19 protein-coding genes are annotated in these 20,463 nt (G+C 34.7%); 8 read left to right on the plus strand and 11 right to left on the minus strand.

Features of this window, described 5'->3' with window-relative positions:
- The first annotated feature begins 98 nt into the window (after positions 1-98).
- A complete protein-coding gene (locus tag CSW08_RS11980) occupies positions 99-656 on the plus strand; it encodes an REP-associated tyrosine transposase (protein ID WP_106660123.1) in 558 nt (185 codons plus the stop codon).
- Positions 657-864: 208 nt separating this feature from the next.
- On the opposite strand, the gene CSW08_RS11990 is transcribed toward CSW08_RS11980, so the two are convergent.
- The 3 genes from CSW08_RS11990 to dxs are packed head-to-tail and all read right to left on the minus strand — an operon-like array spanning position 865 to position 3,919.
- Positions 865-1,557 carry a DUF2490 domain-containing protein gene (locus tag CSW08_RS11990; protein WP_106660124.1) on the minus strand — a complete coding sequence of 231 codons (693 nt, stop codon included), beginning with the start codon at positions 1,555-1,557 and terminating at the stop codon, positions 865-867.
- Positions 1,547-2,128 (minus strand): hypothetical protein, encoded by a 582-nt coding sequence (locus CSW08_RS11995; RefSeq protein WP_106660125.1) that lies wholly within the window; start codon positions 2,126-2,128, stop codon positions 1,547-1,549. The genes CSW08_RS11990 and CSW08_RS11995 overlap by 11 nt, the downstream gene beginning before the upstream one ends.
- Positions 2,129-2,149: 21 nt before the next feature.
- Positions 2,150-3,919 carry a 1-deoxy-D-xylulose-5-phosphate synthase gene (dxs, locus tag CSW08_RS12000; RefSeq protein ID WP_106660126.1) on the minus strand — a complete coding sequence of 590 codons (1,770 nt, stop codon included), beginning with the start codon at positions 3,917-3,919 and terminating at the stop codon, positions 2,150-2,152.
- 39 nt (positions 3,920-3,958) lie between these two features.
- On the opposite strand from dxs, the gene CSW08_RS12005 reads away from it, so the two are divergent.
- Positions 3,959-4,408: a nucleoside deaminase gene (locus CSW08_RS12005; protein ID WP_106660127.1), complete on the plus strand. Its 450-nt coding sequence runs from the start codon at positions 3,959-3,961 to the stop codon at positions 4,406-4,408.
- 140 nt (positions 4,409-4,548) lie between these two features.
- Here CSW08_RS12005 and CSW08_RS12010 read toward each other — a convergent pair whose 3' ends face one another.
- The 7 genes from CSW08_RS12010 to CSW08_RS12040 all read right to left on the minus strand — a co-directional run bounded on the left by CSW08_RS12010 (position 4,549) and on the right by CSW08_RS12040 (position 15,140).
- Positions 4,549-4,782: a hypothetical protein gene (locus tag CSW08_RS12010; protein WP_106660128.1), complete on the minus strand. Its 234-nt coding sequence runs from the start codon at positions 4,780-4,782 to the stop codon at positions 4,549-4,551.
- 8 nt (positions 4,783-4,790) lie between these two features.
- Positions 4,791-6,605: a chloride channel protein gene (locus CSW08_RS12015; RefSeq protein ID WP_394337031.1), complete on the minus strand. Its 1,815-nt coding sequence runs from the start codon at positions 6,603-6,605 to the stop codon at positions 4,791-4,793.
- A 15-nt stretch (positions 6,606-6,620) separates the two neighbouring features.
- Positions 6,621-8,381, minus strand: a complete 1,761-nt coding sequence (gene aspS / locus CSW08_RS12020) for an aspartate--tRNA ligase (RefSeq protein WP_106660129.1) — start codon at positions 8,379-8,381, stop codon at positions 6,621-6,623.
- A gap of 103 nt (positions 8,382-8,484) precedes the next feature.
- Positions 8,485-11,997 carry an efflux RND transporter permease subunit gene (locus CSW08_RS12025; RefSeq protein ID WP_106660130.1) on the minus strand — a complete coding sequence of 1,171 codons (3,513 nt, stop codon included), beginning with the start codon at positions 11,995-11,997 and terminating at the stop codon, positions 8,485-8,487.
- Positions 11,998-12,006: 9 nt separating this feature from the next.
- On the minus strand, positions 12,007-13,167 hold the full coding sequence (locus tag CSW08_RS12030) for an efflux RND transporter periplasmic adaptor subunit (RefSeq protein WP_106660131.1): 1,161 nt from the start codon (positions 13,165-13,167) through the stop codon (positions 12,007-12,009).
- Positions 13,168-13,187: 20 nt separating this feature from the next.
- Positions 13,188-14,531, minus strand: a complete 1,344-nt coding sequence (locus CSW08_RS12035) for a TolC family protein (protein ID WP_106660132.1) — start codon at positions 14,529-14,531, stop codon at positions 13,188-13,190.
- Between the two features lie 3 nt (positions 14,532-14,534).
- Positions 14,535-15,140 (minus strand): TetR/AcrR family transcriptional regulator, encoded by a 606-nt coding sequence (locus CSW08_RS12040; protein WP_106660133.1) that lies wholly within the window; start codon positions 15,138-15,140, stop codon positions 14,535-14,537.
- A 125-nt stretch (positions 15,141-15,265) separates the two neighbouring features.
- Here CSW08_RS12040 and CSW08_RS12045 point away from each other — a divergent pair, with 125 nt between their 5' ends.
- From CSW08_RS12045 to CSW08_RS12070, 6 genes are all read left to right on the plus strand, one after another.
- On the plus strand, positions 15,266-16,240 hold the full coding sequence (locus tag CSW08_RS12045; protein WP_106660134.1) for a polyprenyl synthetase family protein: 975 nt from the start codon (positions 15,266-15,268) through the stop codon (positions 16,238-16,240).
- Positions 16,240-16,590 carry a hypothetical protein gene (locus CSW08_RS12050; RefSeq protein ID WP_106660135.1) on the plus strand — a complete coding sequence of 117 codons (351 nt, stop codon included), beginning with the start codon at positions 16,240-16,242 and terminating at the stop codon, positions 16,588-16,590. Before CSW08_RS12045 ends, CSW08_RS12050 begins: the two co-directional genes overlap by 1 nt.
- Before the next feature lie 67 nt (positions 16,591-16,657).
- The gene (locus CSW08_RS12055) at positions 16,658-17,092 is read left to right on the plus strand and encodes an RrF2 family transcriptional regulator (protein WP_106660136.1); all 435 of its coding nucleotides are present in this window, start codon (positions 16,658-16,660) and stop codon (positions 17,090-17,092) included.
- A gap of 46 nt (positions 17,093-17,138) precedes the next feature.
- Positions 17,139-17,870 carry an iron-sulfur cluster repair di-iron protein gene (ric, locus tag CSW08_RS12060; protein WP_106660137.1) on the plus strand — a complete coding sequence of 244 codons (732 nt, stop codon included), beginning with the start codon at positions 17,139-17,141 and terminating at the stop codon, positions 17,868-17,870.
- 101 nt (positions 17,871-17,971) lie between these two features.
- Positions 17,972-19,174: a hypothetical protein gene (locus CSW08_RS12065; protein WP_106660138.1), complete on the plus strand. Its 1,203-nt coding sequence runs from the start codon at positions 17,972-17,974 to the stop codon at positions 19,172-19,174.
- Positions 19,155-19,613, plus strand: coding sequence for a hemerythrin domain-containing protein (locus CSW08_RS12070; RefSeq protein ID WP_106660139.1), 459 nt, complete (start codon positions 19,155-19,157; stop codon positions 19,611-19,613). The genes CSW08_RS12065 and CSW08_RS12070 overlap by 20 nt, the downstream gene beginning before the upstream one ends.
- Before the next feature lie 119 nt (positions 19,614-19,732).
- On the opposite strand, the gene CSW08_RS12075 is transcribed toward CSW08_RS12070, so the two are convergent.
- Positions 19,733-20,446 (minus strand): SCO family protein, encoded by a 714-nt coding sequence (locus tag CSW08_RS12075; protein WP_238987256.1) that lies wholly within the window; start codon positions 20,444-20,446, stop codon positions 19,733-19,735.
- Positions 20,447-20,463 lie beyond the last annotated feature (17 nt).

Consider the following 20,463-nt stretch of genomic DNA (forward strand, 5'->3'; position numbering starts at 1 on the left):
ATCGCTAAGCTCCAGCTTAGTGGTGACAAGAGTAAGAAAAAAGAAGCTTTTACAATGTAAATATTAGAGGATGTAAAAGCTTTTTGTATTTTAGATTTATGAGTAGAAACTATAAATTTCATAATAAGTCGGGGTTGTACTGTGTATCGTTTGCTACGGTATATTGGTTGGATGTTTTCACAAGACAGATTTATTTTGACGTTTTGGTAGAAAGCATAAACTATTGCAGAGCAAAAAAGGGCATGGAGTTATATGCATATTGTTTTATGCCAAGTCATTTGCATTTAGTTTTTAGATCGAGTAATGATGAACCGGATGGTTTGTTAAGAGATTTTAAAAGTTTTACAGCAAAGAGAATTATAGAAGCTATAGAAACCAATCCGCAAGAGAGTAGAAAAGACTATTTGTTATGGTTTTTTCAACGAGCTGTAAAAAATAAAAGTAATGGTTCTAAATATCAATTTTGGCAACATCATAATCAGCCAATTGAATTATGGACTGATAAAGTTATAAAGCAAAAAATAGATTATATTCATGATAATCCTGTGCAAAGTGGTTTAGTAACTGATCCAACGCATTGGAAATATTCTAGTGCAAGAAACTTTCAGGACGACCATACGATTTTAGAGATTGATGGTGCTGGGTTTTTGGGTTGAGTTTTGCTGCTTACTGTTGTGGCCACTAAGCAGAGCTTAGCGGTAGCGGGGGGACTTGTAACAGATCCAACGCATTGGAAATATTCTAGTGCAAGAAACTTTCAGGATGACCATACGGTTTTAGAGATTGATAGTGCTGGGTTTTTGGGTTGAGTTTTGCTGCTTACTGTTGTGGCCACTAAGCAGAGCTTAGCGGTAGCGGGGATCATTATATTTCTATAAAAAAATTCAATGTCATCCAATAACTATGTCTCGTCTTATTATTTAAAAAAGAGTCGACTCTATAGTCCAAGCCTGTTTCTATTTTAAAATCGCCAGCTATGCTAAAACCAAGAAGAGGAACTAATCTTATTTCAAGGTCGTATTCCATTGCTTGTAAACTATTTACATATTCATTATTAATTTTTACATAAAATTCTTCTGGATTTACTGACTCTCCATTTAAAGGTATTTCTGAGGTAATTCTATATCTAATTCTGATTTTAGGTTTTTCAATTTTAGAAAAAGTTTGGTCACTTAAAAACCGATGTGCCAAACGAAATCCCGACAATCTTTGCACAATAACGTATTGCTGTATGAATCGGTGAAATAATTCCCCATCTTCAAACCTAATTAAATAACCACTCGCTATTCTTGAATTTAAACCAACATTTTTTGCAGCGATTAAAGAAAAGTCCGTAAGAGCATATTTATAGCTTTTATCTACATCTCCATTCAATTCACCACTCTGAAAAAGTTGTCGAAATTCTATTTTTGTGTTTAAAGACCAATCATTTTTTAACTTACTGTTTAAGTTAAATGACGGCAGTCCACCAAATTGATAAGCACTTTGAGCAAATACAGAATTTTTTATCTGAGGAAGCACCAAAACAAAGATTAAAGCTATTATTCTAGTATTCAAGGTGGCTACTGTTTTTAAATACTATTTTTGATGTAGAAATTAATTTCCCTGTATCGTTAAACAAATATTCAAAAAGGTCTAGCTCATTTTGCTGTCTGCATCTAACGATTAGCTCATATTTGGTTGTTAGGGACAGGTTATTTATATCAGCCTTTAGTATGGAAAACAACTGAGATTCACTACCCGTGTATTGCTTTTGAACTTTTACAATTTTATGTTTTAAACAATCTGTTCTGAGTTGAAAAAAAATTGAGTCTTTTAGGCTATCTCTCAAGTCTTTCCAATTTACTTCAATTTCTATATCCTCAACATGTCCAAGTGTATCAAATTCAACACTATATCTTACTTTATTATGCTTAAATTTTCCTTCAATACTTTTTCTGTTTAGTCCTTCTTCCTTATACCATTTTACTTTATTGTTAAAGTTTAACGAATCAATAAATACTAGGGCCTTAACAGGCACATCATTTGGTTTAATACGACTTTCTTTTTCAAATTTTTCCTGTGCAAACAAATTGCATGAATAAGTACAAGCCATTATTAGTAATAAGTAGAAAAATTTATGCATCATTCCTAATTTAATTCTAAACTTTTATAAAAACAATTTAAAGTATTCAGTCAAACTCTCAACATCCAACCCAATACTTTTTTGAAGTTCAGCAACACTGCCATGTTCAATAAACACATCTGGAATGCCTAAAATTTTGATATTATTTTTATAATTATGTGTTGCGGCGAACTCTAAAACAGTACTTCCAAAACCGCCTTTAATACTGTTGTCTTCTATGGTGATAACGGCATCAAATGTCTTTAAAATAGTATGTAGCAATACCTCATCCAAGGGTTTTACAAAACGCATATCATAATGCGCTATATCATCAGGGTTCTTCGATTTTTCAATCGCTTCGCTAATATTTTTAGCAATCGTCCCAATACTTAAAACAGCCAGTTTACTGCCTTCTTTAAGTTGAATGCCTTTACCAATCTCTATTTTAGAAAACGGTTGTTTCCAATCAACAGTCACGCCAGTGCCTCTTGGGTAGCGAATCGCCATGGGTTGTTGTAAACCAAGTTGTGCAGTGTACATGATGTTTCGTAACTCCATCTCGTTTCTGGGTGCAAAAATAATGAGATTGGGGAGACACCTTAAATACGACACATCAAAAACACCATGATGCGTTGCCCCATCTTCGCCAACTAATCCCGCCCGATCTAAACAAAAAATAACGGGTAATTGTTGTAATGCGACATCATGAATAATTTGGTCGTAGGCACGTTGCAAAAACGTGGAGTAGATATTACAAAACGGAATGAGTCCTTGGGTTGCCATGCCAGCGGCTAAGGTTACTGCATGTTGTTCGGCAATGCCCACATCAAAAGCACGATCTGGAAAAATATCCATCATATATTTTAACGAACTCCCCGTTGGCATCGCAGGGGTAATCCCTACAATCTTGTTGTTGGTTTTGGCCAGTTCTACGATGGTATAACCAAAAACATCTTGATATTTAGGCGGCAGCCCAGAAGTCGATTTTGATATTAAATCGCCTGTTATAGCATCAAACTTTCCGGGCGCATGGTATTTTACTTGGTTCTCTTCCGCTTGTTTTAAACCTTTGCCTTTGGTGGTTATGATGTGTAAAAATCTTGGGCCTTTAATCGTTTTTAAACGCTTTAATTCTGAAATGATTTTATCAATATCATGACCATCAATAGGTCCGGAATAATCAAAATTCAGGGCTTTAATAATGTTGTTCTTTTTCTGAATGCCTTTTTTAACATTGGTTAAATACTGTTTTAAAGCACCCACGCTTGGGTCGATACCTATGGCATTATCATTTAAAATAACCAACACATTGGCATCGGTGACACCCGCATGGTTTAGTCCTTCAAAAGCCATTCCGCTGGCAATGGAGGCGTCTCCAATAACAGCAATGTGCTGCTTTTCTAAATCACCATGTAGTTTGGAAGCAATCGCCATTCCTAAAGCTGCCGAAATGGATGTGGAGGCATGCCCCACTCCAAAAGCATCATAGACACTTTCGCTTCTTTTTGGAAATCCACTAACACCATCAATCTGCCTATTGGTATGAAAAATTTCTTTTCTGCCCGTTAAAATTTTATGACCGTAGGCTTGATGACCAACATCCCAAATAAGTAAATCTTCGGGAGTATTGAATACATAATGCAAAGCAATGGTTAATTCTACAACACCCAAACTGGCACCTAAATGACCTTCTTTGGTCGCTACAATATTGATGATAAATTCACGTAATTCTTGAGCAAGTTGTGGCAAGTCTTTTTGGTTTATAAGACGTAACTCTATGGGTGAATTAATGGTATTTAAAATATTGCTTTGCACGGAACAAAAGTACAAGAATGAAATCGTATTTTTGTTATTATGATAGAACCTTTTGACGACACCTACTTTATGAAAAAAGCACTTCAAGAAGCTGAAGTTGCCTATAGTAAAGGCGAAGTCCCTGTAGGTGCCGTGATTGTGATTGATAATAAAGTGATTGCCAGAGGCCATAACCTCACCGAAACCTTAACCGATGTGACAGCACATGCCGAGATGCAGGCAATTACAGCGGCTTCTAATTTTTTAGGCGGCAAATATCTTCAAAAATGCACCTTGTACGTCACTTTAGAACCTTGCCAAATGTGCGCTGGTGCTTTGTATTGGAGTCAGATTTCCCATATTGTTTATGGTGCTAGGGATATGGAACGTGGTTGCATACATTTAAACACAAAACTTCATCCAAAAACAACGATTAAAGGTGGTATTTTGGAAGCTGAAGCGTCTGAGCTTTTGAAACGGTTTTTTATTGAACGGCGGAATTTGAATTGATTTGGGTACTGGGTACAGGGCACTAGGTGTTGGGTACAGGGTGTTGGGTTTACGTTAGCGGTTGAAGTGGCATCCTTTTTTGAGGCACGAAAAAAAGATATAACGGAAAACGGGACCCGAAGGGTAACGCCAAAAAAATGTTACTTTTCCTTTTCCCGTCGCTCCCGCATTTTATCTAAATTTTCCTTGGTGAGCATGTAATCCTTAATATCTTTATCTTTCCAACGATAGTAGGCAAATACTGGGAAAGCGACAAAAAATAGGCCTAAAACTCCAAAACCAATAAGTTTTTGCGAATATTCAGATTCAATAACATACCCTGCAACGATGCTTCCTAAAGTGGCTATAAATAGAAAAATGATGATATATTTCATGTCTTAACTTAATTAGTGAAATTAATAAGTTGCCTTCTGTAAGCTGTCAACAGTTTGGATTTTGAAATAAACCCAACATACACATCGCCTTTTACAACTGGTAAATTCCATGCACTACTATCTTGAAATTTTTTCATAATATCGGTCATCTTGTCTTTATCCATATCAATAATTTCTGGTGCTGGTTGCATAATTTCATGGGCTCGTACTTCCGAATATAAATCTTGATCGAACATAATCGGTCTTAAATCATCCAAAAGAATAATACCCACTAATTCCTTAGTTTTAGCATCAATAACTGGAAATATATTTCTGTTGGATTTAATGACAGCTGTATGGACTATTTCTCCTAAGTTCATGTTGGATGTAATACTCACAAAATTAGTTTCTATAACTTTTTCAATATCCATGAACGATAATACCGCATGATCTTTATCATGTGTTATTAATTCGCCCTTTCTACCAAGTTCCATATTATAAACAGAATGCGGACTGAAATATTTTGTAATAATAAACGAAATAGTAGCCGTTAACATTAAAGGAATGAACAACTCGTAGCCACTGGTAAGCTCTGCAATTAAGAAGATTGCCGTTAATGGTGCATGTAAAACGCCCGCTAATAAACCAGCCATACCCACCAATGTAAAATTACTTTCGGAAACTGGAGTATTTACAAAACCACTGTAATTAATTATTTTAGCAATACAGTTACCCATAATGCTTCCCATAAAAAGTGTTGGTGCAAAAATTCCCCCAACACCCCCAGCTCCAAAAGTGAGGCAACTGGCTATAATTTTAAAGAAAACCAACCCGGCCAAAAGGGCAACAACAACCCATATATTGGTTAAATCCATTTGCAAAAAGTTATTTTCTAGGGCCTTCTCTGGATTTCCAGCTATTAAATTATTGATAACTTCAAAACCTTCCCCATAAAGCGGTGGTATAAAAAATATCAAAATACCTAAAAGTACTCCTCCAATAACCAATCGATTAATGGGTGATTTTATTTTTTCGAAAAACTTATTAATCCGGTCATAAACCACTGCAAAATAAATGGATGTAAATGCCGCAGCAACACCCAAAACAGCATAAAAAGGTGCATCTTGAATGATGAACTTATCTTCAATTTTAAAAGGCAACAAGATATCATCACCAAAGAAAAAATAAGAAGTTAATATGGCTGAAAGCGACGCCAACAATAATGGCAACATGGATGCTATGGTTAAATCTAAACTAAAGACTTCAATAGCAAAAACAATAGCGGCAATAGGTGCTTTAAAAATAGAAGACATGGCGCCTGCAGCAGCACAACCTATTAATAAATTCCTAGTGGTTTGGTTCATGTGAAACATTCTGGAAATGTTTGATCCAATAGCTGCACCTGTAGCAACCGTTGGTCCTTCCAGACCCACAGAACCACCAAAACCAACGGTAAGTGGCGCTGTTAAAATAGAACCAAACATTTGGTATTGTTTCATAATCCCTTTACGTTTGGAAATAGCATATAGGGTTGATGGAATACCATGGCTGACTTTGTTCCTTATTATATATTTCATAATAAGATAAACAATGGTTAGCCCTAGAATGGGGAATAAAAAATAAAAGGCATGATGGTAATATTTTACCAAATTTCCTTCTAAAACATGCTGAAAAAAGTGGGTTAAATTTTTTAATACAACGGCGCCTACCCCTGAAGTAAATCCAACAACAATACTTAAAATATATACAAACTGCTTGTGAGAGATGTGTTTTGCTCTCCAGATAAGTATTTGTTTTAAAATGGTTTGGCTTGGCATAATTAAATCTACTAAAAAATCCTGCATGATGCAGGATTAATTTTATTTTAAATTAAGTTTTAAGCTCAATTCTTCTAATTGCTTATCATCTATCGGTGCCGGTGCATCAATCATCACATCACGACCATTATTGTTTTTTGGGAATGCAATAAAATCTCGAATGGTTTCTTGTCCGCCTAAAATAGCCACCAATCTGTCCAATCCAAAGGCCAAACCGCCGTGTGGTGGTGCACCATATTGAAAGGCATCCATTAAAAACCCGAACTGTGATTTGGCTTCTTCAGGAGTAAACCCTAAATAATCAAACATTAAGGCTTGAGTTTTTTTATCGTGAATACGAATAGAACCACCGCCTATTTCATTTCCGTTAAGCACCAAATCGTAGGCATTTGCTTTTACATCGCCAGGATTCGTTTTTAACAATTCCAATTGCCCTGGTTTAGGTGATGTAAACGGATGGTGCATGGCGTGGTAACGTTTGGTATCTTCATCCCATTCCAATAAAGGAAAATCCAACACCCAAAGGGGTGCAAACTCGTTTGGTTTACGTAAGCCTAAACGTTCTGCCAATTCCATTCTTAAGGCTGAAAGTTGTGTTCTGGTTTTATTGGTTTCTCCAGCAAGAATGAGTATTAAATCACCTGGTTTAGAATGACATTTTTCCGCCCAAGTTTTTAAAACAGCTTCGTCAAAGAATTTATCTACTGAAGATTTGAGTGTGCCATCTTCATTATATCTCACATAAATTAAACCATTTGCTCCAATTTGAGGACGTTTTACCCAATCTGTTAATTCGTCCAATTGCTTCCGAGTGTAGGAAGCGCAATTTTCAACGTTTATAGCCAGCACAATTTCTGAATTGTCAAAAACAGGAAACCCTTTTGGTTCAAATGTTCCAGCTTCGGGAGATAAAGGACAAAACTGCATTCCAAAACGAATGTCTGGTTTATCATTTCCATACAAACGCATCGCATCATCGTACAGCATCCTTGGAAATTCCTTAACCTCAACACCGTTAACTTCTTTAAGTAAATAGCGGGTTAAACCTTCAAAAACATTTAAAATATCTTCTTGCTCCACAAACGCCATTTCACAATCTATTTGTGTGAATTCTGGTTGTCTGTCAGCACGTAAATCTTCATCCCTAAAACATTTTACAATTTGAAAATATTTATCCATGCCACCAACCATCAACAATTGTTTAAAGGTTTGTGGAGACTGCGGCAATGCATAAAACTGCCCTGCATTCATTCTACTTGGCACCACAAAATCACGTGCGCCTTCTGGCGTTGATTTTATTAAATAAGGTGTTTCCACCTCAATAAAACCTTCATTAGATAAATATTTACGAACCTCTTGAGCCACTTTATGCCTAAAAATCAAACTGTTTTTTACTGGATTACGGCGAATATCCAAATAGCGATATTTCATTCGCAATTCTTCGCCACCATCGGTTTTGTCTTCAATGGTAAAAGGTGGCAATAAAGCCTCATTCAAAATAGTCAATTCTGAAACCAATATTTCAATGGCACCCGTTGGCATATTTGGGTTTTTTGAAGTACGTTCAATAACGGTTCCTTTCACTTGGATAACAAACTCGCGCCCTAAATTTTGGGCTTGCTCCATCATTTGTTTAGATGTACGTTCTTCATCAAATACCAATTGGGTAATGCCGTAACGATCGCGTAAATCTACCCAGACAATAAAACCTTTGTCCCTTGATTTTTGAACCCACCCTGAAAGTATCACGGTTTCATTAATATTTTCAGTTCTTAATTCGCCACAATTATGACTTCTGTACATAGTTTGAAAATTGAAGTGCAAATTTAAGCAAGTTAAGTGATTATCAAATAAAAAACCCTCAAACAATTTTGAGGGCTTTACTATAAATCGAATTTGGGGATTACTACATTTCTTGAACTTTAACTTCCGTTGAACTTGTTTTACTTTTTAACCACATTTTAAATAAGGTTATTAAATAAAACAATATAGGCACAACAACGAGGGTTAAGAATGTCGCAATAAACAGTCCGTAAATAACCGTCCATGCCAAAGGGCCCCAGAAAATAACGTTATCACCACCAAAATAAATATGGGGATTAAACTCACTGAATAGGGTGAAAAAATTAATATTTAAACCAATCGCTAACGGAATTAACCCCAAAATGGTTGTAATGGCTGTTAACAATACCGGACGCAAACGTGCTTTACCTGCTGTGACGATACAATCAAATAAATCGTTTGTTGTTAAATAATCATCGTCATCCAGACCCAGTTCATATTTTTTTCTGTCTATTAATAATTGTACATAGTCAAGCAGAACCACCCCATTATTTACTACAATACCAGCCAAGGATATAATACCCATCATGGTCATCATGATCACAAAAGGTGCTCCCGTGATTACAATGCCTCCAAAAACCCCAATAAGACTCAAGAAAACAGCCGTCATTATAATGGCAGGTTTTGATATGGAATTGAATTGGAAAATAAGGATAAAGAAAATCAATGCCAACCCTTTAAAGAAGGCGCTCATTAAAAAGGCCTGTTGTTTGTTTTGTTCTTCAATTTGTCCTGTGTAATCTATTTTAATAGTGCTTGGTAAATCTTCAAAATTCTTCATTTCGTTTTGGATTTGTTGTACCACTGCACCAGCATCTGTATAACCTGGAGATAATGCTGAATAAAGAGTTACCACACGCTTGGTGTCATTATGCTTAATGGCACTGTAGCCAGAGTTGTTGCTTTGGCTTGCTACTGTTGATACTGGTATTTCCCTAATTTGTCCCGATGCCATATCCCTGAATGTGATATTTTGATTGAAAATGGCACTTTTATTATACCTGTTCTCTTCATTAAAACGCACATAAATATCATAATCTTCTCCCGCTTCCTTATAAACACCAGCTTTGGCCCCAAAAATGGAATTTCTAAGTTGTTGCCCTACCTGACCGGTACTTACACCTAACTCTCCCGCTTTTTCCCTATCAACAAGCACCTGCATATTGGGTTTGTCTTTATTCACATCAATCTTTAATTCATCAATCCCTCCGATGTTTTTAGAATTAATAAAGTCGCGCATTTGCTCAGCTTTTGCAATCAATTCCGAATAATCATCTCCTTGCAATTCAATATTAATTGGTGGCCCCGCTGGTGGTCCGGCAACATCTTTTTCAACAGAAATTAAAACCCCTGGGTAAATGCCTACCAATGCTTGTTGCACTTTTTGGCGCATTAATTCACTATCCTCACCATTACGAAATTTATACTCCCGCATGGATGCCGTAATTTTTGCTTTATGGGGCATTTCCGCTGCAGAACCACCATCGGTTTGTGGGTTTCCAGCGCCTTCACCAACCTGAGATACCGCACTTTCTACCATGAAGTTTTTACCTTCTTTGATATACATATCTTCATTAATCACCGCATAGACTTTGTTTTCTATGTCTTTGGTAATCTCATTGGTTTTCTTAATATCAGTTCCTTCTGGATATTCTATATAAACTATAATTTGATTTGGTTTGTTATCTGGGAAAAACTCCACTTTTGTTCTTTTCATTCCTAAAGAAGCCCCAAATGCCATGAAAGCTATAATAAGCAATAAAAATGTACCAATGGATATCATGTATGGACGTTTCCCTTTTAAGGCACTTTTCAACGTTCTTTCATAAGAGTTTTCTAATCTCACTAAAGTTTTGGCTTGAAAATTATTAGCCATTCTTCTGATTACCAATCTATAAACCCAAAGCATGATAGCTGTAAATAACATGACGCTTCCTAAACCTTTATAGGCACCACCAATAATGAAGATGATAATACCTATAACTGAAATTATTGAAGTTATTTTTATGATACGATCTTTAGGCATATCCTTATCTTCGGTGGTCATAAGTTGAGATACCAATACCGAATTGAAAAATATAGCAACAATTAAGGACGACCCCAACACAACTGCCAATGTAATGGGAAAATAAATCATAAACTGCCCCATAAGCCCTGGCCATAAACCAAGAGGAATAAAGGCCGCTACTGTTGTGGCCGTTGAAATAATAATGGGCAAGGCGATTTCGCCAATTCCTTTTTTAGCCGCTTCCACACGACCCATGCCTTCATCTTCCATTAAACGGTAAACGTTTTCAACTAAAACGATGCCATTATCAACCAACATACCAAGTCCCATAATCAAGCCAAAAAGAATCATGGTATTCATGGTGTATCCCAAAGCATTTAAAATCATAAGGGACATGAACATAGACATAGGAATGGCAAACCCAACAAAAAGAGCGTTTTTAAACCCTAAAAAGAACATTAAAACGGTCACTACCAATATGATACCGAAAATGATATTATTCACTAAATCGTCTACTTGTCCTAAGGTTTTAGACGATTGATCGTTAGTTATGCTTACTTTTAGATTGGAAGGAAACACACTGGTTTTGGCTTCTTCAACTATTTTTTTTATCTGCTCTACGGCTGCTACCTCGTTTTTACCAGAACGTTTTTTAACATCCAACATCACAACGGGCACGCCTTCTCCAATACTGGCATCATATTCCCTTGCATATGTGGTTTTATCTTTGTCCTTAAAAGTTACTTGGGCAATATCTGTTAAATAGATAGGGTTATCATTTTCAGACTTTACAACAAAATTTTCTAGATCTGAAGGTTTTTCTATTTCACCAATGATCCTAATGGTTCTTCGCTGTCCACTGGCTATAAAATTACCGGCAGACATGGTCATGTTACCATTATTAATGGCTCCAATAACATCTTCAAAACTTACTTGCGATGCCATCATTTTGTAAATGTCTACCGCAACCTCAACCTCTTTTTCTTGGGCCCCACGGATATCTACTTGCTTAATTTCTAAAAGGTTTTCAATTTCATCTTCTAGATGTTCGCCATATTCTTTCAATTTATCTACAGGGTAATCTCCAGATATATTAATGTTTACTATTGGCACTTCTTCAGATAGACTAAGCTCGAATACATTAGGCTCTATTTTAGCATCATTAAATGTTGGCCAATCTTCACTAGAGGTTTCAGTGCTTATTTCATCCTCCACTTTTTGTTTTGCCAGTTCTACACTAATGCCTTCATCAAACTCAACAACAATCATAGAGTAATCCTCTTGGGAAGTGGAGGTTATCTCTACCACATTACTAACGGTTTTTAATTTATCTTCTAAAGGATCTGTTATCAGTTTCTCAATATCTTCTGCTGTATTGCCAGGATAAAGAGAACTTATATATATTTTTGTTTCGTGTACTTCAGGAAAACTTTCCCTTGGCATGTTAAAATATGCCGATGCCCCTAAAAAGAAAATAAGCACAATGACCACATACATAGTGGTTTTGTTATGTATTGCCCAAGAGGACAACTTAAATTCTTTATCAACTTGTTTTTTCTGTTTACTCATAACCTTTGATTATTGATTGGCAATTTTAACGGTTTGGCCATCTTTAACACTTCGAGCACCTTCTTTAATGATTTCTGTATCATCATCAATACCACTCAATACTTCTATGACATCGCCCTGTGTTTTTCCTGTTTTTATAATAATCCTGTTAGCCAGAGCTTTATTAGTATCTTTGCTTTCTATAACATAGATATACTGCTCTCCACTGGCATTTTCAGAAATAATATTTTGAGGTATAAGAATTGCTTTGCTGTTTGTATAATCATTTATTTTAAGCTTTGCAGTAAGATTTGGCTTAATCAATTTATCTGCATTAGGAACAGCAACTTCAATTTTAAATGTTCTATTGGCTGGATTAATAAAATTACCCGCTTGTCTTATTTTACCTTCTATGGTTTTACCTAATGCAGGAAATTCAATTTGCACGTTTTTACCTATAACCACATCCCTTATGTAATTTTCGGGCACGTCTGTTTCAATATACATATCGTCTAAATTAACCATACGGATTATTGGTGATTGTGGCGCCACCACGCTTCCTTGTTCTATCATTACATCATCTACAATTCCAGAAAACGGTGCTCGTAACGAGTTTTTTGCAAGTTGGCTTTTTAACTGATTAACAGTTTGCTCTTGCGATTCGAAACTTGATTTAGCTTGCAAATACTGAATTTCACTACCTATTTTTTGTTCCCACAAACGTTTTTGACGTTCAAAAGTTGTTTTTGCAAGATCTGATTGAATTTGAAGTTGTGCCAATTGTTGACTCAACCCACCATCATCAATAGTCGCCAATAATTGTCCTTTAGCAACTTTGTCGCCTTCTTTTACATACACTTTATTTAAAATTCCCTGTGTTTCTGGATAAATTACAATATTCTGTTTAGTGTCTACGCTTCCTTGAAGTTCTAGATAATGATCAAATAGCTCCGATTTAGACGTAAAAGTGGTCACCAAAGGCAAGTTTTTTTCAGGATCCAGTTCATGGATTTTATCGTCGAGCAACTTTATTTCTTGCAGTAACTGATGTTGTTGGTTTACAAGAGCCTCTCTTTTGGCTTTAATTTTAACCTCATCATTGGTTGCTATGACATCTGCAGCTGTTTCTTTTTTATCACCACAAGAGATAATAGTAAAGAAAAATAATAGTAAATATATGATTTGTTTCATGGTCGTTTTTTTATTGTTGATTAATGAGTTGTTGTATTTAAAACGGTTTCCAGCTCTGCCTTTTTGTTGATCACATCAAGCATGGCTTGCAAATATTCTTGTTGAGAACTGTATAGTTGAATTTGTGCTTGTCTAAGATCAAAACTAGAAGTTACACCTTCAAAAAACTTGGTCTGGTTTTTACTTTCGATGCGTTCCGCTAATTTTAAGTTCTGCTTTTTGTTTTCATATTCTTCTATGGACAATTGATAATCACTTTTTGAAGCTGCGATTTCAAGTTTTAGATTTTGCTCGGTTTGTGTTAAATTCTCTTTAGATTTTTCAAGATTTATTTTAGCACGTTGGGTTGAAGCACTTCGTAGTCCGGAGCTAAAAATGGGAATGCTCATATTAACACCAAAAACCCCAAAACCATAATAAGGTTGATCACTGTCAAAAAAACTAAAGGTGTCGCTATATGATAAATATCCGCCAGAAAGCGAAGCGCTTAAGGTTGGAAGGGCTTTACTTTTTTCTAATTTCACAAGAAGTTCCTTTGATGTTTTATCATTTAAAGCAATTTTGTAATCTACATTTTCGTCAACTGATTCTTCAGCATTTAATAAATCCAAATTAATATACTTCATGGTCAAGCTTTCTAGATTATCCGTAAGTTTTATTTGAGCATTAATATCGAGTCCTAAAGCAATATTTAGCATTTGGTATGCTATTCTTTTTAATCGTTTTACATTGCTCAAATTACTTTCTACACCAGATAAGGTTATTTGTAATTGCTCTACACTTTCTTCTTCCTCTAAACCATTTTCAAAAATGGCGGTAATTTCTTTAAGATTCTTTTTTAATACATCCACATTTCGTTGTAAAATGTCTTCACTTTCGGTTGTAAGCAACACATTGCCATACGCGTTTATGATAGACTTCCTGACTTCCAAATCGGTTTTTTCTTTGGCATTTTTAGATATTTCCAAAAATACTTTTGTCGATTGCAGGCCAACCAAATAAGAACCATCAAATAATAACTGGTTTAAAGTTGCTGTTGCATTAAAGTTTTGTTTTATTCCAAAATTAATAGCGGCATATTCTCCAGCAGGGCCTCCAAATGCCTCGGCTGGCACCACTTGTGTCTGTAACTTTAAAAAATCTTGATAGCTAGCATTTCCACTTATTTGTGGCAAACCTGTCGCTATAGTTTCCCATTTTTGCTTTTCTGCAGCCTGTATGTCCAATGCTGCATTTTTTACCGTTCTATTATGTTCCAACCCATAATTAATGGCGTCTTCCAAGGAAAAACTTTGGTTGCTTTCTTGAGCCAATATTATTGTGGAAATAAATAAACTAAAAATTAAAATTAGTTTTTGCTTCATGTTTTATGATTGATTTGATGTTATAAACTTGTTTAGTATTTGTAAGCCCTTATCGGTTACTATGGCTCTTAAATGGTATTCTAAATAGCTTTCCATTAAATAGTCCATACTAAAAATATTTTGTGGAAAAATGGTATCATCTTTTATGCCCGTCATCCCATTAAAATACATTCTCGAAATAAAATCTACATCAATATTAGGTCTGAACAATTGGGTGTCTATGCCATTTTGCAGACTTTGACTTACAGAGCCATGCATTTTTTCGAATTGCTTTATTCTTAAAACCTCATATATTTGAGGATAATACTTTTTAAGTTGATATTGAGGTGACGATTTTTCGTTTTTCAAATGATGCATCACGAACATTTTTATATCGTATAACTGCTCTATAGGATTAAGCGATGTGTTGCAAATACCATCAATCCCTTCACATATACGACCAAAAAGCTCAAATGTTACAGCTTCAACCAGTTTTGTCTTATTTGCAAAATGTACGTATATGGTTTTTTTTGATATCCCCATTTCATTGGCAATATCATCCATGGTAACACTTTTAAACCCTAGGGTTAAAAATAGTTCTGCGGATTTATTTATAATTTGTTCTCTCATTTTGAAGGCGCAAAACTACAACAGGAAACTTTAAAAACCTAAATAGTTTCCAAAGTTTTAAAATTTCTTAACATTTAATTAACTTTTAAAAATTTTAATATTGCGAATTCCATTATTTTTGCTTTATGCTTTCAATAGAAAAATACCAACAAGAGTTTATTGAATATTTAAATAACTATTCAATTGTAAAAGAACCCAACGGACTTTATAGGCCCATTGAATATATTTTAAACTTAGGAGGTAAAAGACTCAGGCCCGTTTTAACCTTAATGACTACCGAAATTTTTAATGGCGATTATAAAAAGGCTTTAAACGCAGCTTTGAGCATTGAGGTTTTTCATAATTTTTCCTTGGTTCATGATGATATTATGGACGATGCACCTTTGCGTCGTGGACAACAAACCGTGCATGAAAAATGGAACATCAATACAGGCATTCTCTCGGGCGATGCCATGCTGATTATGGCGTATCAATTGTTTGAAAATTATGAGCCTAACACCTTTCAAGCCCTGGCAAAATTATTTGGCAAAACAGCGCTAGAGGTTTGTGAAGGCCAGCAATACGATGTGGATTTTGAAACTAGAAATGATGTTTCCATTCCAGAATATTTAAAAATGATTGAATATAAAACGGCCGTTTTGCTTGGTGCTGCTATGACAATGGGTGCTATTGTTGCTGGTGCTTCAGAAAAGGACCAACAGCACATTTATGAGTTTGGCAAGAATTTAGGGGTTGCTTTTCAGTTGCAAGATGATTATCTGGATGCATTTGGTGATCCAAAATCGTTTGGCAAACAAGTAGGTGGCGATATTATTGAAAATAAAAAAACGTATTTATACCTAAAAGCTTTAGAGTTTGCCAAAGAAGCTGAAAAAACCTATTTATTAAAACTATTTAATGAAAAACCTATTGACAACCTTTTCAAAATAGATCAAGTAAAAACGCTATTTTTAACAACAGGGTCGGCTGAAGCAAATCAAAAAGAAATTAGAAATTATACCAACAAGGCTTTTTCTGTTTTAAATGATTTAAATATTTCGGAAGATAAAAAAGAGCTTTTAAAAGCCTTTGGGAATCAATTAATGAATAGAACTATATAATGCAATTGCCAGCTACATTTGACGATTTGATTGTTGAAGCCAATCAATTAAATTTATACAAAAACTTAATTTTTCAGCTTAACAAAGATTTTAAATTAGCTAATATTGATTTAGATTTTCATGAAGACATATTACCAACTAGTTTAAAATTTATACTTCACGAAACCATCTTTAATCTCATTCAAGAAAAATTTACAGATTACCTGAATCTGCTTTATATCATAGATGTGTCTGAAAAGCAAATAAAAGCTTTAGACGGCAATGATACACTCAAACTATCAGAAGATGTGTCGTTTTTAATATTAAAACGCGAATGGCAAAAGGTTTTTCTAAAAAATAAGTACAAATAAATTAAATAAGATAAATTTGTCCTATTTAAAAATATGTCTTATCTTTGTATCCAATTAAGTGAATAATATGTTTTCAAAAGCATGCGAATATGGTATTAAAGCGTCTATTTTCATAGCGATAAACTCGTATGAAGGAAAGCGTGTTAGCCCAAAAGAAATAGCGAAAGAAATTAATTCTCCGCAGGCATTTACGGCAAAAATATTACAAGCTTTGGTAAGGCATAAGGTTATTAATTCTGTGAAAGGGGCTTATGGAGGTTTTGAAATTAACAAAAATGAACTTAAATACATTAACCTCTCCCAAATTGTTAAGGCCATTGATGGCGATAACATTTACAACGGATGCGGTTTAGGTTTAGATAAATGTGATGAAAACCATCCATGCCCTGTCCACGAGAAATTTATAACCGTTAGAGACGAACTAAAACACATGTTAGAAAACACCAGTTTAGAAGAACTTGCCTTAGATATTAAATCGGGCGCTTCATTTTTAAAAGCTTAAAAAATTTAAATATAAATAGGATAAAATTATCCGAAATAAAACTATTATGGAAACAATAAGTAAAAACACCCAAAAACAAATAGGACAATTTGTTGCCGAAGATTTTAGAACCGCAGCAGTATTCTCAAAATATAAAATTGATTTTTGTTGCAATGGCAACAGAACGATTGAAGAAGCCTGCACGAAAAAAGGCATAGACAATAATATTTTAATAGATGAACTAGAAGCTGTTTTAAATTCTAAAACAGACCAAACCATAGACTATAAATCATGGCCTTTGGATTTATTGGCAGAGTATATCGAAAAAAAACACCATCGTTATGTAGAAGAGAAAACTCCGGTATTACGTCAGTTTTTAGATAAATTGTGTAAAGTCCATGGCGAAAGACATCCTGAATTATTTGAAATTAATGAGTTATTCATAGGTTGTTCAGGTGAACTTGCGTCACATATGAAGAAAGAAGAATTGATCCTTTTTCCGTTTGTTAAAAAAATGGTGAAAGCAAAATTAGAAAATAGCGCTGTACCATCGCCACCCTTTGGGACAGTTGAAAACCCAATCGCAACAATGATGCAAGAGCACGATAATGAAGGTGAGCGTTTTAGAAAAATAGCTGAGCTATCAAATAACTATGCGCCACCAGCCGATGCTTGTAACACATACACAGTCACATTTGCTATGTTAAACGAGTTTGAACAAGATTTGCATTTACACATTCATTTAGAAAACAATATTTTATTCCCCGAAGTAATTAAATTAGAACAACAATTTGGTTAATAGCAATTTTTAACAATAGCTTCAATTAAAAAATCCAGAAAGACTTTTTGATTTTCTGGATTTTCTATGTTTATTGATGTACAACTTAAAGATAATTTATAATGCCTAAAAAACTTGTTTTAGTCTGCTTGCTTAACTTTTTTATAGCAGCTGTTTTTGGGTTACTATTGCGGTATGCTTTTGTACAGCCCATAGAGTTTAACTATCGATTTTTAACGCATGCCCATTCGCATGTTGCTATGTTGGGCTGGGTGTATTTAATGCTTTTTGCGCTCATAGTCCACTATTTTATTCCTAATAAAAAGCCTATTTATAATCGTTTGTTTTGGATAACCCAATTTGCCGTTGTTGGTATGTTATTTAGTTTTCCTTTTCAAGGGTATGCCGCGGTTTCCATTTCGTTTTCAACCTTGCATATTTTTTGTAGCTATTATTTTGCTTATTTAATTTTCAAACATCATAAAACCGAGAATAAAGTTACAAGTCATTTACTTAAAATGGCACTAGCTTTTATGCTAGTATCTACTATTGGTGTCTGGTGTTTAGGTCCAGCGGTCGCTATGCTTGGGCAAGCATCGGCATTTTACCAAATAGCGATTCAGTTTTTTTTACATTTTCAATTCAACGGATGGTTTTTGTTGGCTGTTTTTGCTGTGTTTTTTCACAAGTTACAGCTTCAAGATTCCAAACAGTTTAGGTTGTTTTTCAAATTTTTAATCATAACAACCATTCTCACTTTTGCAATGCCCATAAACTGGTTTGCGCCACATAGTGTTCTGTTATGGGTTAACGGTCTTGGCGTTATCTGCCAATTAATAGCCCTATATTACTTTGTAATAATTGTAAAATCCCCGTTAAAAACATTAATCAATAAACAAGTGACTATTACTAAGTATATGTATGGGTTTGCCTTGTTTTGTTTTGTGCTTAAGATTGTATTGCAATCGGCATCTTTAATTCCGGAAGTTTCGAACGTAGCATACCAACATAGAAATTTCGTCATTGGGTTTATTCACTTAACCATGTTGGGTGTTATTTCTGGGTTTTTATTTGCATTTTTATTACAAAATAGTTTTATAAAACATTCTAAAACATTAACTTACGGGATATATGCCTTTATCTTAGGGTTTGTATTGACAGAACTTATATTATTGATTCAAGGAGGCTTTTTTTACTTTGGAATAGGCCTCCTACCAAATTATTACTTAATACTATTCTTATGCAGTATTTTATTGCCTTTGGGCATTGGATGCTTTATTTATAATATTTTAAACACTAAAAAAAATGTCCGAAAAACCACTTAAACGTCACAAAGCATTACAACCTTTAAGCAGAGAGCATCACCATGGTTTATTATTATCATGGAAAATTAGAGCAGGCTTTAGTAAAAATATAGAACCAGAACGCATCAAGATTTATGCTGATTGGTTTTTTAAAACGCATTTAATGCCACATTTTGAAATGGAAGAACAGTATGTTTTTTCGGTTTTAGAACCAAATAATGAGCTTGTTAAAAAAGCATTAGCAGACCATAAACTTTTAAGGCGTTTGTTTGCAGATGACGACATAGAAATGGCTTTAAGTAAGATTGAAGAAGTGCTAGATAAACATATTCGATTTGAAGAACGCATTTTGTTTCCAGAAATTCAAAAAGTGGCAACCGAATTGCAATTGATTGAAATAGAAAAAATTCACCAGGAAACTGATTTTTTAGATAAGCTGGATGATGAATTTTGGAAATAAACGACTAGGGACTGGAAGTTAAGTCTTCCAGATTTTGGGACTTAATTTATTAGCCACGAATTACACAAATTCACACAAATTAATTCGTGTTTAAAAGTATTTAAGACCAATAAAATTCTTTAAGGTGTTACTTCCATAATAGACGCTATGGTTTCTTTATTATCAACTCCCAAGCCTTCTTGTTGGTGCTTTAATTCGCCTTGCGGATTGAATACAGAAATGATGTTGGAATGAGAAAAATCTATTGGTGAAATTTCTTTGTATTTTACAGATAACACATTGGCGAACTCCCGAACACCACTTTCGGTTCCTTGTAAAAAAGTCCAATGCGCGTCGTCCATGAAGTTTTCTTTGGCAAAGGCCTTCAGTTTTTCAGGAGTGTCGGTTTCTGGGTCGATGCTTACCATAACAAACTGAATCTTTTTTATTTTTTTATCGGGAATTTGAGATTCAATGTTGCGCATATCGGCAACCAATCGTGGGCAAGCTGCTTTACATGATGTGTAAATCATGACCATAACCAAAGTCTTTCCTTTTAAATCTTTAAGTTGAATAGCCTCCCCTTCTTCGTTATGCCACATAGACGTTAAATTGAAAATGGATTCTTCTGAAATATCGTCATCATCTGCCAATTTGGAGTTATTTTCAACAAGAGCCAAATCCATTTTACAAATAGGGCAACTTCCTTTTTCTCCATACGTTTTATCACCTTCACATTGCATAGGGCATTGATAAACCTCAGTAGTGTTGGCTTTTGACTTTTTATCAGAGTTGCAACTTTGAAATGCTACAAAAATCAGCAACACAACCATTATATATTTAAGCGTTTTCATCTGTTTATATTTAGCCC

The organism is Confluentibacter flavum (assembly GCF_002843175.1).
In the GTDB taxonomy this organism is placed as follows: Bacteria; Bacteroidota; Bacteroidia; order Flavobacteriales; family Flavobacteriaceae; genus Confluentibacter; species Confluentibacter flavum.